We start from the raw sequence: 15,141 nt of genomic DNA, 5'->3' as shown, positions 1-15,141 counted from the left end.
GCCGTAGTGCGGATTCCGGTCGAGCGAACTCAGCCAGGGGAGGATGAAGCGCAGGTTTGTCGCACAAATGATGGTAGCGTGTCGGCGACATTTTTTCCGGCACTGGAGTTTTGGAACGGCGGCAAATGCAAGCGGTTCTGAGGTCCGGCATGCTCAAGCTGGCGCACGCCGGGTAGCTCGGCGACTCTCCGTCCGTGGGTCGGGGTTACCGTCTCGACAATCGTCTGCCGCCCGAGCCTCGCACGATCCGACACGGCAGGCCGCTACCGCTCGACCGTCGGAGTACGGCACCGAGATTGAGCTTCACCTATGACCTTTTGGCCCATCGGCGAACTTAACCTCGATCAAAGACGTGCCGTGGGGAACCGGCGACCAAGCAGGCTCGGCACGAAATGGCGCTCACGTCGCTGGCGCGCGGGCCGAACCTCGTCGAGCATTCCATAAGCACCATGGTCTCCCAAAGGCCGTAGCAAACAGCAGGATCTCGTAGAATGACCTCTGACCGGCCACATGCCCACGATCACAATGGTCATGCCGATCACGCTGGCGGCAGGCGCCAAGACGATCGTCACACCGATCCCAAGATCGTGGCAGCGGCCGGTTCCAGTCATTCCGAGCATGCCGGGCACGATCATGGTGCGATGGTCGCCGACTTCCGCCGAAGGTTCTGGGTCACACTCCTTCTCACGCCGCCGGTCCTGCTTCTGTCGCCGATGATCCAGCACTGGCTTGGCGTTGCCGAGACGCTGGCCTTTGCGGGAGATGGACTGGTTCTCTTCGCTCTTTCAACGATCGTCTATGTTTATGGGGGTTGGCCGTTTCTCACCGGCTTCCTGTCCGAGCTGCGCAAGGGGCAGCCCGGAATGATGACTCTGATCGCGCTGGCGATCTCGGCCGCCTACTTCTTCTCGGCCGCCACCACCTTTGGCTTTCCGGGAGAGCCATTCTATTGGGAGCTCGTGACTTTGGTCGCGATCATGCTTCTCGGCCACTGGGTCGAGATGCGCTCCGTGATGGGTGCATCGCGCGCGCTCGAGGAACTGGTCCGGCTGCTGCCTGACAGCGCTACGAAGATCGGCGCCGACGGCTCGATGCAAGAGGTCCCCATCTCCGCATTGCAGCCGGGCGATCGGGTTCTCGTCCGCCCGGGCGCCAAGGTGCCCGTCGACGGGAAGATCATCGAGGGGTCGTCCGGCTTCAACGAGGCGATGCTGACCGGCGAATCCCGCCCGGTTTCCAAGACCGTCGGTGCCACCGCCATCGGCGGCGCGATCAACGGCGCCAACGCCGTGACCATCGAGGTGACCGCCACGGGCGATGCCACCTATCTCGCACAGGTCATCGATCTCGTGAAGAAGGCGCAGGCGACGCGCTCCAGGACGCAGGACATCGCCAACCGTGCTGCCTCGTGGCTCACTTACATCGCCCTTACCGTAGGCTTCGGGACGCTCTTCGTCTGGTGGCTCGTTCTCGGCGCGTCGCTTGAATTCGCGCTCGAGCGCATGGTGACGGTGATGGTCGTCGCCTGCCCGCATGCGCTCGGGCTTGCCGTTCCGCTCGTCGTCGCCGTCAGCACCTCGCTCAGCGCCGGAAACGGACTTCTGATCCGTGACCGCGCGGCCTTTGAACGCGCGCGCAATCTAAATGCGGTGGTCTTTGACAAGACCGGAACGCTGACCGAGGGCCGGTTTGGCGTGAGCGACATCGTGCTGCTCGCCGGCGGTGACGAGAACGAAGAACTCGCCTTGGCGGCAGCGGCCGAGAGCCAGTCCGAGCATCCGATCGCCCACGGCATCGTCGCCGAGGCCAGGGATCGCAACTTGACCGTCCCGAAGGCAAGCGAGGTCAGCAACATCACCGGAGAGGGCATCGTCGCAAAGGTTGACGGCGCCGACATCCGTATCGTCAGCCCCGGCCACCTCGCAAGGCAGGGCAAGGCGATCGGCCACGAGCGGCTCAAGCAATTGGAGGCCCAGGGCAAGACAGTGGTCGTGCTCGTCCGCGACGGCGAGCCGCGCGCGCTGTTCGCGCTGGCCGATATCGTCCGGCAGGAATCGAAGGAGGCCATCGCCGAACTGAAGGCGCTCGGGATCAACTCCGTGATGCTCACTGGCGATGCCAAGGGGGTCGCGCAAGCGGTGTCGGACGAACTGGGCATAGCTGAATATTTCGCCGAGGTGCTGCCGGATCAGAAGTCCGAGAAGATCAAGGAATTGCAGGCGCGCGGACTGCAGGTTGCCATGGTTGGCGACGGCGTGAATGACGCGCCGGCGCTGGTCGTGGCCGATCTCGGGATCGCCATCGGCGCTGGCACTGACGTTGCCGTGGAATCGGCCGACGTCGTCCTGGTCAGAAGCGATCCGCGCGATGTGGCCGCGATCCTCGGCCTGTCACGCGCCACCTACCGCAAGATGGTACAGAACCTGATCTGGGCGACCGGATACAACGCAATTGCCATCCCGATGGCGGCCGGCATCACCTTCGGAACGGGTTTCCTGATGACCCCAGCCGTCGCCGCCGTTTTCATGTCGGCCAGCACCGTCATCGTCGCCATCAACGCGCAGTTTCTGCGGTTCTACCGGAAGAAATGAGGAACATGATCCATGCGCCTGATCCTTCCCTTGCCCGGAAACGAAATCTTCGCCCGACATCTTGCCGAGTCCGGGGGATGGGAACTGGGTGCGATCGAGACGCGCCGCTTTCCCGACGGCGAGACCTACGTTCGGATTCTCTCCAATATTGCGAACCGTCCCGTCGATCTCGTCTGCACCCTGGCGCCGCCGGATGACGGGTTCCTGCGTCTCGTTTTCGCGGCCGATGCGGCCCGGTCGCTCGGTGCGCGCGAGGTCACGCTCGTTGCGCCCTATCTCGCCTATATGCGGCAAGACCGTCGCTTTCTGCCCGGCGAAGCGGTGACCTCGAAGACCTTTGCCCGCCTCGTGTCCTCGACCTTCGACCGGTTGGTGACCGTCGACCCGCACCTTCATCGCTATGCCGCTCTTTCCGCACTCTACACGATCCCGACAGAGACGCTTCATGCCGCGCCGCTTCTCGCCGACTGGATCGCGGCTGAGGTGCAGAAGCCTCTCATCATCGGGCCGGACGAGGAAAGCGAGCAGTGGGTCTCGGCCATTGCCGCGCGCATCGGCGCACCCCATGCCGTTCTAAGCAAAACCAGGCACGGCGACCGCAGCGTCGACGTCGAGCTCCCCGACCTCTCGCAATGGAGCGGCCTCCGGCCGGTCCTCGTCGACGACATCGCGTCGTCCGGCGACACGCTCTTTGAAGCCGCATGCAAGCTTCCGCTCCAGGGGTTCGCGCGGCCCGTCTGCGCCGTCATCCATGGCCTCTTCGCCGAGGATTCCTACCAGCGCTTATTGGCCGTCGCCGACAGAATCGTTTCGAGCGATTCTGTCCTGCATGCGAGCAACGCCATCCGTCTCGCACCCCTGATAGCCGCCGCCATCTCGGCCGCCCGGAATGTCCCGCGGGATATTGTCCGCCACAGGCGGCCGGCCGAACCGCTCGATGAAGTCGAACGCGCCGGCATCGACTCCTTTCCGGCCAGCGATCCTCCGCCATGGACAAGCGGCGTCAGTCGAACGCGGACGCCGGTCCCACGACAAGGAAAAGGTGATAGCGCAACATGAGTGAAATGACATCGGACGCATTCGCGATCTGGCATAAGGGCTACGGGCCCATCGAGCACAGCGCCGAGACGGTCGAGCGTGTTGCAGCACTCGCAGCCTCGGGACACATGGCGCCCGACAGGCTCTACCGGCTGCTCGCCGCTGCCGACCGTCTGGCCTGCGCGGCGATGTGGACCGTCGTCCACATGACCTATGCCAGCCGGGTCAATCTCTCCGGCGCGCCGCTGCCGGCCGATGCGTTCAAGCCGACGCCTGAAGGCCATACCGGTGGCTCGCTCAACATGGTTCCTGCTTTTGTCGGCTATCTCACCGCCAACACGATCACCGCCAAGACCCGCTCATGGCTGATGGGGCAAGGCCATTGCGTCGCAGCGATCGAGGCCGTCAATGCGCTGACTGGCGACGTCTCGCCGACGCAGAAAGGCCGCTACGACCGGACCGAGAAGGGGCTCTCTCAGCTCGCGGCCGACTTCTATTCCTATGCGATCGATGCGGAGGGTCGCGCCGCGGTCCCGCTGGGCAGCCATGCTGGTCCCAACACCGCCGGGGCGATCTCGGAGGGAGGCTATCTTGGTTTCGCGGAGGTGCAATATGTGCACATGCCGCTTCCCGGAGAGAGTCTCATCGCCTTCCTGAGTGACGGTGCCTTCGAGGAGCAGCGCGGCTCCGACTGGACACCCCGCTGGTGGCGCGCCGAGGATTCCGGCCTCGCGATCCCCATCATGATCCTCAACGGACGCCGCATCGAGGAGCGCGCTCAGATTGACCAGCAGGGCGGGGCCGACTGGCTCGCGGCCCATCTTCGCCATAACGGCTTCGATCCCTTCGCGATCGACGGCCGCGACCCGGCCGCGTTCGCCTGGGCGATCCTCACGGCCGAGGAGCGGCTCGGACGTTTCGCCGCCGATGCCGATCACGTCTATCCCGCGCCCATCCCCTATGTGATCGCCAAGACGATCAAGGGGTTCGGCTTTCCGGGCGCCGGCACCAATGCGGCGCACAACCTTCCGATCGACGGCAACCCGTCGCGCGATGACGCGGCACGAAACGCCTTCAACGAAGCTGCAGCAGCGCTCTTCGTTCCGCTGCAAGAGATTGACCGCGCGGTCGGCGCGCTTGCCATCCACGACCCGCAGAACCGGCCGCTCGAAAGCCGCCATCCCCTCGCACTGCGAAGCCCGCCGTCACCCCAGCTCCCCGAACCCGAATGGATCCGCGTGGGCGATGCTCCGGACTGCGCCATGCATGCGCTAGACCGCTGGTTCGTGCGCGCCGTCGATGCCAATCCGGATTTACGGCCGCGGCTCGGCAATCCCGACGAGTTGCGCTCCAACCATATGGGCGCCGCGCTCGATCGTCTGCGGCATCGCGTCAACGTCGCCGAGCCCGGGGTAGCCGAAGCCGTTGATGGCGCCGTCATCACCGCGCTCAACGAGGAAGCAGTTGCAGGTGCGGCGCTCGCCAACAAAGGCGGGCTCAACCTGATCGTCAGCTATGAGGCCTTCGCCATGAAGATGCTGGGCGGCCTCCGTCAGGAGATCGTCTTCGCCCGGCGTCGTCGCGAGGTCGGTCAGGAGTCCGGCTGGATCTCGGTGCCCCTCGTCGTCACCTCCCACACCTGGGAGAACTCCAAGAATGAGCAATCGCACCAGGACCCGACGATTGGCGAGGCACTGCTCGGCGAGATGTCGGACACAGCCCGGGTGCTCTTTCCAGTCGACGCGAACAGCGCAATGGCCGCGCTGCGATCGGTCTATGACGGACGCGGCCAGGTAGCCTGCCTGATCGTATCGAAGCGCGACATGCCGCACCGGCTCGACGGCGAGGCGGCTGGCCGGTTCGTGTCCGAGGGCGCGGCCCATATCGATGGCAATCCCGGCGAAGCCGACCTGCAACTGGTGGCGATCGGGGCCTATCAGCTCGAGGAGGCGCTCAAGGCGTCACGACGCCTCTCGGCCCGTGGCCTCAAAGCCGTCGTGACGGCATTGGCGGAACCGGGTCGCTTCCGTGCGCCGCGCGACCCGATCGAGGCCGCCTTCACCGCGAGCGACGAGGATCTCGCCGCACTATTTCCCCCGCAGCTTCCCCGCGTCATCGTCACTCATACGCGGCCCGAGCCGATGCTTGGTCTGTTGAGGCGGCTGGACGGGGGACCGCTGAGAACCGCCGCGCGCGGCTATATCAGCCGGGGCGGCACGCTCGATGTCGACGGCATGCTGTTCGCCAATCGCTGCTCCTGGGCTCACCTGATCGATGCGGCGACCCCGCTTGCCGGTTGGTCACGCGACGATTTGCTCACGCCCGCCGAACGCGCCGCCGTCGACAGTAGGGGTAACCCCGCCGATCTTTTCCAACCCGCGATCTGAAGGCCGCCATGCTTACGCTGACCTCGCTGGGCGGTGCCGGCACCGTCACTGGCTCGAAACATCTCCTGACTCATGATGGAAAGCGCATCCTGATCGACTGTGGCTTGTTCCAGGGCCTCAAGAACTTGCGCGAGCTGAATTGGGAGCCCTTGCCGGTCGAGCCCTCCAGCATCGACGCCGTCGTGTTGACCCATGCCCATCTCGACCATTCCGGCTATCTGCCGAAGCTGGTGCGCGACGGCTTTCGCGGCCGCATCTTCGCAACCGAGGCCACGCGCGATGTGGCCGAGCTGATCCTTAAAGACAGCGGCTATCTGCAGGAGAAGGATGCCGAATACGCCAACCGCAAGGGATTCTCGAAGCACAAGCCCGCCTTGCCGCTCTACGGCATTCGCGATGCGGAACGTGCGCTTGAGTTCTTCTCGCCCGTCCCCTTCGGTGAGACCGTTCAGCTTCCGGGCGACGCGACGCTGACATTCCGTCATGCGGGGCACATCCTGGGCGCCGCAACCGCGGACATCGGCTGGGCCGGCCGTCGCGTTGCCTTCTCCGGCGATCTCGGACGCTACGGGATCCGGTCATGCCGGATCCCGAGCCAGTCTCGGAAGCCGACTTCATTGTCATCGAATCCACCTACGGCGATCGCATTCATAAACCGGGCGACATCACCGAGGTTCTCGGCGCGGTGATCGAGCGCACAGTCCAACGCGGCGGCACCGTCGTGATCCCGGCCTTCGCGGTCGGCCGCGCACAGTCGCTGCTCTATCATCTGTGGAAGCTGAAGACCGCCAGCAGGCTGTCGAACATTCCGATCTATCTTGACAGCCCTATGGCGATCGACGCGACCGATTTGCTTCATGCGCACCGTGCTGATCATCGCCTCACACCGGAGGTCTGCGGCGCGATCTGCGGAATTGCGACGTATACGAGAGATGTCGAAGGGTCCAAGGCGATCACGGCGAGCCCCTATCCCAAGGTGGTGATCTCGGCGAGCGGCATGGCGACCGGCGGTCGCGTGCTCCATCATCTGAAGGCTTTCGCGCCCGAACAGAAGAACACCATCCTGTTCTCCGGCTTCCAGGCCGCCGGAACGCGCGGACGTGCCATGTTGCAGGGTGCAAGCGAGATCAAGATCCACGGCCAATGGATTCCCGTTCGCGCAGAGGTCGACGATCTGACGATGCTCTCGGCTCACGCCGACGCCAACGACCTGATGCACTGGCTCTCGGGTTTCCGTCACAGCCCCTCGCGTGTCTTCATCGTGCATGGCGAGCCCGAAGCCGCTGAGGCGCTGCGCGTACGCATCGACAGGGATCTCGGATGGAGCGCGAGCGTTCCCCGTCAGGATCAGGTGTTCGATCTATGACCGCAGCCCTCGAACGGACCGACGCCCTTGCACAGCCGATGCTCCGCGCCAAGCGTCTTGGCCTGCACACCCAGCATCAGGCCGTGGTCATCATGCGCACAGACTGCCATGTCTGCCGTTCGGAGGGCCTTGCCGCACGCTCGCAGGTTCTTGTTTCGACAGGCAATCGGGAGGTGCAGGCAACGCTCTTTCAGATAGAGGGCGGCGAATTGATCGCGCTCGACGAGGTCGCTCTTTCTGAGACCGCCTGGACGATCCTCGGCATTGCGGACGGCGAAGCCGTTAAAGTCACACATGCGCCGGCGATCGAATCGTTGGCAAGCGTGCGCCGGCGCATCTACGGCAACCGCCTCGACGCATCCGCCTTCGCGGCGATTGTCAAAGACATTGTCGCCGGACGATACACCGACGTGCATCTTGCCGCATTCCTGACGGCGGGCGCCGCCTTGCCTCTGGACGAGCAGGAGACCGCCGATCTGACCGGCGCGATGGTCGAGGTTGGCGAGCGTATGCGCTGGGATGCCCCGATCGTCGTCGACAAGCACTGCATCGGCGGCCTGCCGGGCAATCGCACCACGCCGATCATTGTCGCGATCGTCGCAGCGCAGGGCCTCATCATGCCCAAAACCTCTTCACGCGCGATAACCTCGCCGGCAGGCACGGCCGATACGATGGAGACGCTCGCTCCAGTCGACCTCGACATTGCGACGCTCCGGCGCGTGGTGGAGGCTGAAGGCGGCTGCATCGCCTGGGGTGGCGCGGTGCATCTCAGTCCCGCCGACGACATCTTCGTGCGCGTCGAGCGTGAGCTCGATGTCGATACCGAAGGCCAGCTCATCGCGTCCGTGCTGTCGAAGAAAATTTCCGCGGGCTCGACCCATGTGGTGATCGATATTCCTGTCGGCCCGACCGCCAAGGTCCGCAGCGAGGAACTCGCCGGTCACCTCGCCGAACGCATGGGGGCGGTCGCCGCGCGTTTCGGCCTGACCGCGATATGTCTCCAGACCGATGGTTCACAGCCGGTCGGCCGGGGGATCGGGCCGGCGCTCGAGGCTCTCGATGTCCTGGCTGTCCTTCAAAATGCCGGCGATGCGCCGGACGATCTCAGGAGGCGCGCCGCGACGCTTGCGGGTGCAGCGCTCGAAATCGGCGGAAAAGTGGCAACGGGTGAAGGGACTCGGCTGGCGCTCGAAACGCTCTCCGACGGGCGCGCCTGGGCGAAGTTCGAAGCCATCTGTGAGGCGCAGGGCGGGATGCGGACACCTCCGACTGCGTCCAACGTCCATCCGCTTGTGGCCCCGCATGCAGGACGCATCGTCCATATCGACAATCGAAAGCTCGCCCGGCTTGCAAAACTCGCTGGAGCGCCCGAGGCCAAGGCCGCCGGCGTTCGCATGGACGTGCGGCTGGGCAACGAGATCGACAAGGGCCAGCCAATGCTTCATGTCCATGCCGAGACGCGTGCCGAACTCGCCTATGCCCTGGAATACGCCGCCCGGTCCGGCGATATCGTCAAGGTCGAGGCATGAGGCGGCAATTGGTTCTCGCCGGCGTCGTGGCAGCGCTTTGGGATCAATTCTATCGGTGCGACAAGGTGCTGCTCAGACGAACAGGCGACCGTCATGATCAGCTGCGCTGATGACGTGACTTATCCATCACGGGCCACGCCATGGACTTCTTGATCCTGCAGCTCGGTCTGGCACTTGCCATTGGCTTGCTCGTCGGCCTGGAGCGTGGGTGGCGCGAGCGCGACACGCCGGATGGCGGCCGCGCGGCGGGCATCCGAACATACGGCATCTCCGGACTGCTCGGCGGCGTGGTGGCGGCTCTCAGCGCCAGCCTTGATGCTCCCTCCATTCTGATCGCCGGCTTCCTCGCCTTCACCGCGGTCTTCGCCTGGTACAAGGCACGCGAGTCCCTCCACGATGAGGATTACAGCGTGACCGGCATCATCGCCGCGCTGGGCGTGTTCGCCTTGGGGGCGCTTGCCGTCGTCGGGGATCAGCGCGCCGCCGCCGCCGGTGGGGCCGCGCTCGCCGCGGTTCTCGCCAGTCGCGAGCTTCTGCACGGGCTTCTCAGGCGAATTTCCTGGATCGAGCTTCGTTCGGCTCTGGTGCTCGCGGTGATGACGGCGATCATCCTGCCGCTGCTGCCCGATCGAGCCGTCGATCCCTGGGGCGGCTTCAATCCCCGGCAGGTGTGGCTCTTCACCGTGCTGACGGCGGCGATCTCCTTCCTCGGCTACATCGCGGTCCGGGCTCTCGGCACGACCCGGGGTATTCTGGTCAGCGGTCTTGCCGGAGCCGTCATCTCGTCCACCGCCGTAACTCTGTCGCTGGCGCGGATCGCCAAGACCGGAACGAATCCCTGGCCGCTGGCAGGTGCCGCGATCCTCGCGGCGGGCGTATCCGTGATACGGGTCACGGCAATCGTCGCCATCGTCGCGCCGTCGGTGCTGGGCGTCGCGGGTCTGGCCATCCTGGCCGCAATCGGCGGCTTTGCGACCTGCGGCATTCTCCTCCTGCTGTCGCGCCACACCATTTCGGGCGAAGGTACGCAACCGCCGCGCAACCCCTTCGAGGTGGGGCCGCTGATGTTGTTCGCGGCGCTCTTCGCGGTCGTCTCCACCGTGAGCGCCGCTCTTTCGGTCGGAAGCAGCAGCGGGATGGTGGCGACCTCCGCCATCTCGGGAATATTCGATGTCGACGTGGCAGTGCTCAGCGCGTTGCGGCTGCTCGGACAGCCGGCAACCATGGAGGCGGTCGGACACGCCGTGCTTCTGGCGCTCGCTACGAATGCCATTGGCCGCCTGGCCGTCGCCGCCGTTGCGGGACCGGTTCGCTTCTGGCTCCCGCTGGCGGCCGCTACGGTGGTGGCCATTGCGCTCGGCTACGCTGCCTTTGCGACGCTGCCGCATTTCGAGTGGCCGGGACCGTCAGCCGTGATCGGCTCTTGAATGGACGAGGCGCGGGCATATACCGTCGTCCCGCACCCGGACCGCAGATTTGCCGAGGACGGAGCTCCGTGCCTGAAGTCGCGTCAGAACTCCCACCGTCTGCTCGATCTCATGTTGTTCGGACGGCATGATCTGAGAGCACAGTTCGGTGATCTCGGCGTCGTTGATCTCGGCTTCACGGCGCATCGGGATGGCTCCGGAATGGTGGACGGCTCCCAGCGTTTCCGCACCGAACAACGCACTACAGCGCCGGTCCGCTCCAGGCCAGCGGACCAGCGCCTGTCCTTGCCCCGAGAGAAAGGCGCGTCAGCCGGGCTGAACCTCTGCGGGATAGCCTGCCGACTTGAGCACCGCGCTGATTTGTTCGACGTCTGCCTTGCTCTCCAGCTTTACGGTCTTCAGCGCCGTGTCGACGTCAATCCTGGCGTCGACGTCGATGCTCTTGAGAGCTTTGGTGACGGTCGCAGCACAACCGCCGCAGTTCATGTTGGGGATTTTCAGATAGACCATGGCTTTTTTCCTCAATTTGGCACTCCGTGAGTGAAGGTGGTGCTTCCAACAATGGGAAGGTCAATAGGTCTGCCCGCCGAAAAAATGCACCAGTCGGCGTTGACCTTCCCATTGTTGGAAGCACCATGTTCGCGGTCAGCTGTGATTCAAGGAGCTGACGACATGCCGACCTCAACCGCATTCGCCTCTCCATCCGCAACGTTGCGGCTACGCATCGAAGGCATGACCTGCGCTTCGTGCGTGGGGAGGGTCGAGAAGGCCTTGAAGGCACTGCCAGGGGTGACGCGCGTGTCGGTCAATCTCGCGACGGAGCGCGCCGAGGTCGATTTTTCCGCACAACCCGACCCGGTTGCCGTGGTCGGCGCGGTCGAGACCGCCGGCTACGAGGTCGGTAGCGAGACGGCGGAACTCGTCGTCGAAGGAATGAGCTGTGCGTCCTGTGTCGGACGCGTTGAGAAGGTCTTGAAGGCGCTTCCCGGCGTTCTTGATGCATCGGTCAACCTCGCCACGGAGAAGGCGCGGATCCGGTATCTCGACAATTCTGTTTCCGCCTCGGATATGATTGCTGCGGTAGTAAGCGCCGGCTACGGCTCGCGTCTGGTGACGAATGGGGCGGTTGCCGAGGATCGGGAGGCCGCTCGGCGCGAGCGGGACATGCGGTCGCTGCGCAATGCGCTGATGCTCGCGGCGGTCCTTACCGTGCCGGTCGTGGTTCTCGAAATGGGCAGCCACTTGGTTCCGGCAATCCATATTTGGGTGATGGAGACCATCGGGCAGCAGGGGAACTGGTATCTGCAGTTCGCTCTGACGACGCTGGTGTTGTTCGTCCCCGGTCTGCGTTTCTTCATCAAGGGCGTCCCGGCGCTGCTGCGCGGCCGCCCTGACATGAACACGCTGGTCAGCCTCGGCACCGGAGCGGCCTGGGCCTATTCCGTGGTCGCGACCTTCGCGCCTCACCTGCTGCCGGAAGGCACCCACAACGTCTATTACGAAGCGGCGGCTGTGATCGTCGCGCTGATCCTGCTCGGCCGTTGGCTCGAGGCGCGCGCAAAAGGGCGCACGAGCGAAGCGATCAGACAGCTGATGGACCTGCAGGCAAAGACGGCGCAGGTCCTTCGCGACGGGAAAGCGGTACAGGTTGCCCTGTCCGAGGTCGTTGCCGGCGACATTGTGCAGGTGCGTCCCGGCGAGCGGGTGCCGGTCGATGGCGACGTGCTCGATGGTTCTTCCTTCGTGGACGAGTCCATGATCACGGGCGAGCCGATCCCGGTTCAGAAGGGCGCGGGCGCGGCAGTCGTCGGCGGCACGATCAACAAGACGGGCAGCATCACCTTCCGCGCCACCAAGGTCGGCGGCGACACCGTGCTGGCGCAGATCATCCGCATGGTCGAAGCCGCGCAGGGCTCCAAGCTACCTATCCAGGCGCTGGTCGACCGCGTGACCGGCGTCTTCGTGCCAATCGTCATAGGAATCGCGGCACTGACCTTCGCAATCTGGCTGGTGTTCGGTCCCGATCCGGCGCTCGCCTTCGCGCTGGTCAACGGCGTCGCTGTCCTGATCATCGCCTGCCCCTGCGCCATGGGTCTCGCTACGCCGACGTCGATCATGGTTGGCACGGGACGCGCCGCGAGGATGGGCATCCTGTTCCGCAAGGGCGAAGCGCTCCAGACGCTGAGGAGCGCGAAGGCCATCGCGCTCGACAAGACGGGCACGCTGACGAAGGGGCGGCCGGAGCTGACCGACCTTTCGCTGATCAACGGGTTCGGGGAGTCCGACGTCCTGTCTCTCGTCGCCGCCGTCGAGGAACGCTCCGAGCATCCGATTGCCGAGGCCATCGTCGCCGCCGCGAAGCTGCGCGCTCTCACCTTTGGGACCGTCCAGAACTTCGAGGCGGTTCCGGGCTTCGGCGTCGCTGCGACCGTCGATGGCCGTCAAGTCGAGATTGGCGCGGATCGCTACATGAAGAAGCTCGGTTACGACCTCGCGGAGGTCGAGCCGGTCGGCCAGAGTCTGGCGAGCCAGGGCAAGAGCCCGCTCTATGCCGCGATCGACGGCCGGCTCGCGGCAGCGATTGCCGTCGCCGATCCGATCAAGCCGACGACACGCGATTCCATCGCAGCGCTGCATCGGCTGGGGATCAAGGTAGCGATGATCACCGGCGACAACGCCAGAACCGCCACCGCCATCGCCAGGCAACTCGGTATCGACGAGGTGATGGCGGAGGTTCTGCCGGACGGCAAGGTCAAGGCGATCAAGGCGCTGCGCCAGCGCTTCGGAACCGTGGCCTTTGTCGGCGACGGCATCAACGACGCTCCGGCGCTCGCCGAGGCCGATGTGGGCGTCGCGATCGGGACCGGCACGGATGTGGCGATCGAAGCGGCCGATGTTGTGCTGATGTCAGGCGATCTGCGCGGCGTGGTCAACGCCATCGCGCTCAGCAAGGCGACGATCCGCAACATCAAGCAGAACCTGTTCTGGGCATTCGCCTACAACGCCAGCCTGATCCCGGTGGCGGCCGGCATCCTCTATCCGTTTAACGGAACGCTGCTCTCGCCGATCTTCGCGGCAGGCGCCATGGCGGCATCGAGCGTCTTCGTGCTCGGCAATGCGCTCCGTCTGAAGCGCTTCCGACCGCCGATGACCGTGGACTCCACTCCCGCGAGGCGGGCGCATCGGCCGGCGCTTGTTCCGGCCGAGTGACCCCAGCCGAGCCGCAGTAGGAGAGTTTGGAACATGAACATCGGTGAGGCAGCGAAGCGTTCGGGCGTCAACTCCAAGATGATCCGATACTATGAATCCATCGGACTTACGGAAACGGCAACCCGACAGGAATCGGGGTATCGTGACTATTCGGACAATGACGTTCATGCGCTCCGCTTTATCCGTCGGGCTCGGGACCTCGGCTTCTCTGTCAAACAGATCGGCGATCTTCTCGCGCTTTGGCGCGACCGGGATCGCAGCAGCGCCGATGTGAAGGCAATCTCCCTCCAGCACGTGCGGGACCTGCAGGACAAAAGGCAGGCCATAGAGGACATGATCGCGACGCTCAGCAACCTCGCTCAGCATTGCCATGGCGACGGACGACCAGACTGCCCGATCATCGCCAATCTCGCCGATGCGGACGTCGAACTGCGTGAGCCACAGGCCGAGAGCCGTCCGAGCAAAGCTCCCATCGCTCCCCTCGAAAGGGGCCACCTCGGACGGACGTCCACTCGTAAGGCCTGACCTTGGAAAAGCGAAGAACAAGCTTCCCGTCCTGCAGTGTCATCATCGATGGAAATAGATCGAATTGCGCCTGTGGGCGATGCCGGTCTCTTCGCCAGCTCCTTCCAGCTCGCTGCTTCATCAGCATTTCCGCAGCCGCCCTGCGCCTCGTGGAGTCTTCCCAATCGAGCGATGGCGCTAGGTGGTGTGGACGGATTTGACCAAGGTGAATCCGGCTGCGATAGCGACGATGGATGCGAAGTTTCGCTTGGTCTTCTCGCAGCGTAGAGCGACGCGTTTGAAGCGCTTAAGCTTGCCGACGGCCTGTTCGATGCGGGCCCGTCCTCGGTAGAGGGCCTTTGCGAAGAAGCGAGGTTTATCCTTCTCGTTGGCCTTGTGCGGAATGACCGGGATGATGCCGCGAGCACGGGCGGCTTGCCGGTTGGCCTTGCTGGCGTAACCCTTGTCGCCGACAACTGCTCGCGGATCGACGTCGGGACCGAGGCCAAGCAGGATCGGGAAATGCGGTGCGTCGCCTTTTTCGCCTCCGGTCAGGTCGAAGGCGATGGGATGGCCGTCGAAATCGGTCTTCAGATGGATCTTGGTGGAGAAGCCGCCGCGCGAGCGGCCGAGCGCCTGACCCTTCTGCCCCCTTTGGCGCCTGCCGCCGAGACATGAGCGCGCACGATCGTCGAGTCGAACATCTGCACGAGGTGCGCCGAGGACGACAGTGAGGCGAGATGATCGAAGAAGGTCTCGAACACGCCCGCCTTGCTCAACCGGTCGAAGCGCTTCCAGACGCTGTTCCACTTGCCGAACCGCTCCGGCAGCGTCCGCCAGGTGATGTTGTGAACCGAGAAGTAGTGCAACGCTTCGAGGAAGAGCCGGTCGTCCCGACCTTTGTCGCCCCGGCGCGGCAGCGAGGCACGCAACACCTCCAGCGCCACCGACCAGTCTGCATCCGTCATCTTCGTGGACATCGCCGACCTCCAAATCAGTCGGCTCTCCATGAATCAGACAATACGCTTCAGAGGAATCCTCGCCATACGACATGCGGCAATCCGTCCACACCGCCTAGGTCTCCGCAAG

Annotated in this window: 10 protein-coding genes and 2 pseudogenes; 8 read left to right on the top strand and 4 right to left on the bottom strand. The window is 64.6% G+C overall.

Features of this window, described 5'->3' with window-relative positions; all coding sequences use genetic code 11:
• Positions 1-491: 491 nt before the first annotated feature.
• The 6 genes and pseudogenes from V5F68_RS25515 to V5F68_RS25490 all read left to right on the top strand — a co-directional run bounded on the left by V5F68_RS25515 (position 492) and on the right by V5F68_RS25490 (position 10,338).
• Positions 492-2,591 carry a heavy metal translocating P-type ATPase gene (locus V5F68_RS25515; protein WP_298314263.1) on the top strand — a complete coding sequence of 700 codons (2,100 nt, stop codon included), beginning with the start codon at positions 492-494 and terminating at the stop codon, positions 2,589-2,591.
• A gap of 12 nt (positions 2,592-2,603) precedes the next feature.
• The gene (locus V5F68_RS25510) at positions 2,604-3,650 is read left to right on the top strand and encodes a ribose-phosphate pyrophosphokinase (RefSeq protein WP_298314261.1); all 1,047 of its coding nucleotides are present in this window, start codon (positions 2,604-2,606) and stop codon (positions 3,648-3,650) included.
• On the top strand, positions 3,647-6,016 hold the full coding sequence (locus V5F68_RS25505) for a phosphoketolase family protein (protein WP_298314259.1): 2,370 nt from the start codon (positions 3,647-3,649) through the stop codon (positions 6,014-6,016). The genes V5F68_RS25510 and V5F68_RS25505 overlap by 4 nt, the downstream gene beginning before the upstream one ends.
• Positions 6,017-6,024: 8 nt before the next feature.
• Positions 6,025-7,382 (top strand): annotated as a pseudogene (locus V5F68_RS25500) (MBL fold metallo-hydrolase RNA specificity domain-containing protein).
• On the top strand, positions 7,379-8,911 hold the full coding sequence (locus tag V5F68_RS25495; protein ID WP_298314256.1) for a thymidine phosphorylase family protein: 1,533 nt from the start codon (positions 7,379-7,381) through the stop codon (positions 8,909-8,911). The pseudogene V5F68_RS25500 and the gene V5F68_RS25495 overlap by 4 nt, the downstream one beginning before the upstream one ends.
• Before the next feature lie 140 nt (positions 8,912-9,051).
• Entirely contained in the window at positions 9,052-10,338 is a 1,287-nt protein-coding gene (locus V5F68_RS25490) for an MgtC/SapB family protein (protein WP_213375403.1), read from the top strand.
• Here V5F68_RS25490 and V5F68_RS25485 read toward each other — a convergent pair.
• Both V5F68_RS25485 and V5F68_RS25480 read right to left on the bottom strand, forming a co-directional pair.
• Positions 10,318-10,524: a hypothetical protein gene (locus V5F68_RS25485; protein ID WP_213375401.1), complete on the bottom strand. Its 207-nt coding sequence runs from the start codon at positions 10,522-10,524 to the stop codon at positions 10,318-10,320. The two genes, V5F68_RS25490 and V5F68_RS25485, sit on opposite strands and share 21 nt — an antisense overlap.
• 120 nt (positions 10,525-10,644) lie before the next feature.
• Complete coding sequence (locus V5F68_RS25480) at positions 10,645-10,848, bottom strand: heavy-metal-associated domain-containing protein (protein ID WP_213375400.1); 204 nt, start codon at positions 10,846-10,848, stop codon at positions 10,645-10,647.
• Positions 10,849-11,010: 162 nt separating this feature from the next.
• Here V5F68_RS25480 and V5F68_RS25475 point away from each other — a divergent pair, with 162 nt between their 5' ends.
• Both V5F68_RS25475 and cueR read left to right on the top strand, forming a co-directional pair.
• Positions 11,011-13,548 (top strand): heavy metal translocating P-type ATPase, encoded by a 2,538-nt coding sequence (locus V5F68_RS25475; RefSeq protein ID WP_394015558.1) that lies wholly within the window; start codon positions 11,011-11,013, stop codon positions 13,546-13,548.
• A gap of 33 nt (positions 13,549-13,581) precedes the next feature.
• The gene (gene cueR / locus V5F68_RS25470) at positions 13,582-14,073 is read left to right on the top strand and encodes a Cu(I)-responsive transcriptional regulator (RefSeq protein WP_298314249.1); all 492 of its coding nucleotides are present in this window, start codon (positions 13,582-13,584) and stop codon (positions 14,071-14,073) included.
• Positions 14,074-14,250: 177 nt separating this feature from the next.
• Here cueR and V5F68_RS25465 read toward each other — a convergent pair whose 3' ends face one another.
• Positions 14,251-14,862 (bottom strand): IS5 family transposase, encoded by a 612-nt coding sequence (locus tag V5F68_RS25465; RefSeq protein ID WP_394015559.1) that lies wholly within the window; start codon positions 14,860-14,862, stop codon positions 14,251-14,253.
• Positions 14,862-15,020, bottom strand: a pseudogene (locus V5F68_RS25460) (transposase); the annotation flags it as partial. The gene V5F68_RS25465 and the pseudogene V5F68_RS25460, both read right to left, overlap by 1 nt.
• Between the last annotated feature and the right edge of the window lie 121 nt (positions 15,021-15,141).

This window comes from Roseixanthobacter pseudopolyaromaticivorans (genome assembly GCF_043195145.2).
Classification (GTDB): Bacteria; Pseudomonadota; Alphaproteobacteria; order Rhizobiales; family Xanthobacteraceae; genus NCEH01.
The sequence above is the reverse complement of the archived record's forward strand: the minus strand, read 5'-3'. Positions and strand labels throughout refer to the sequence as shown.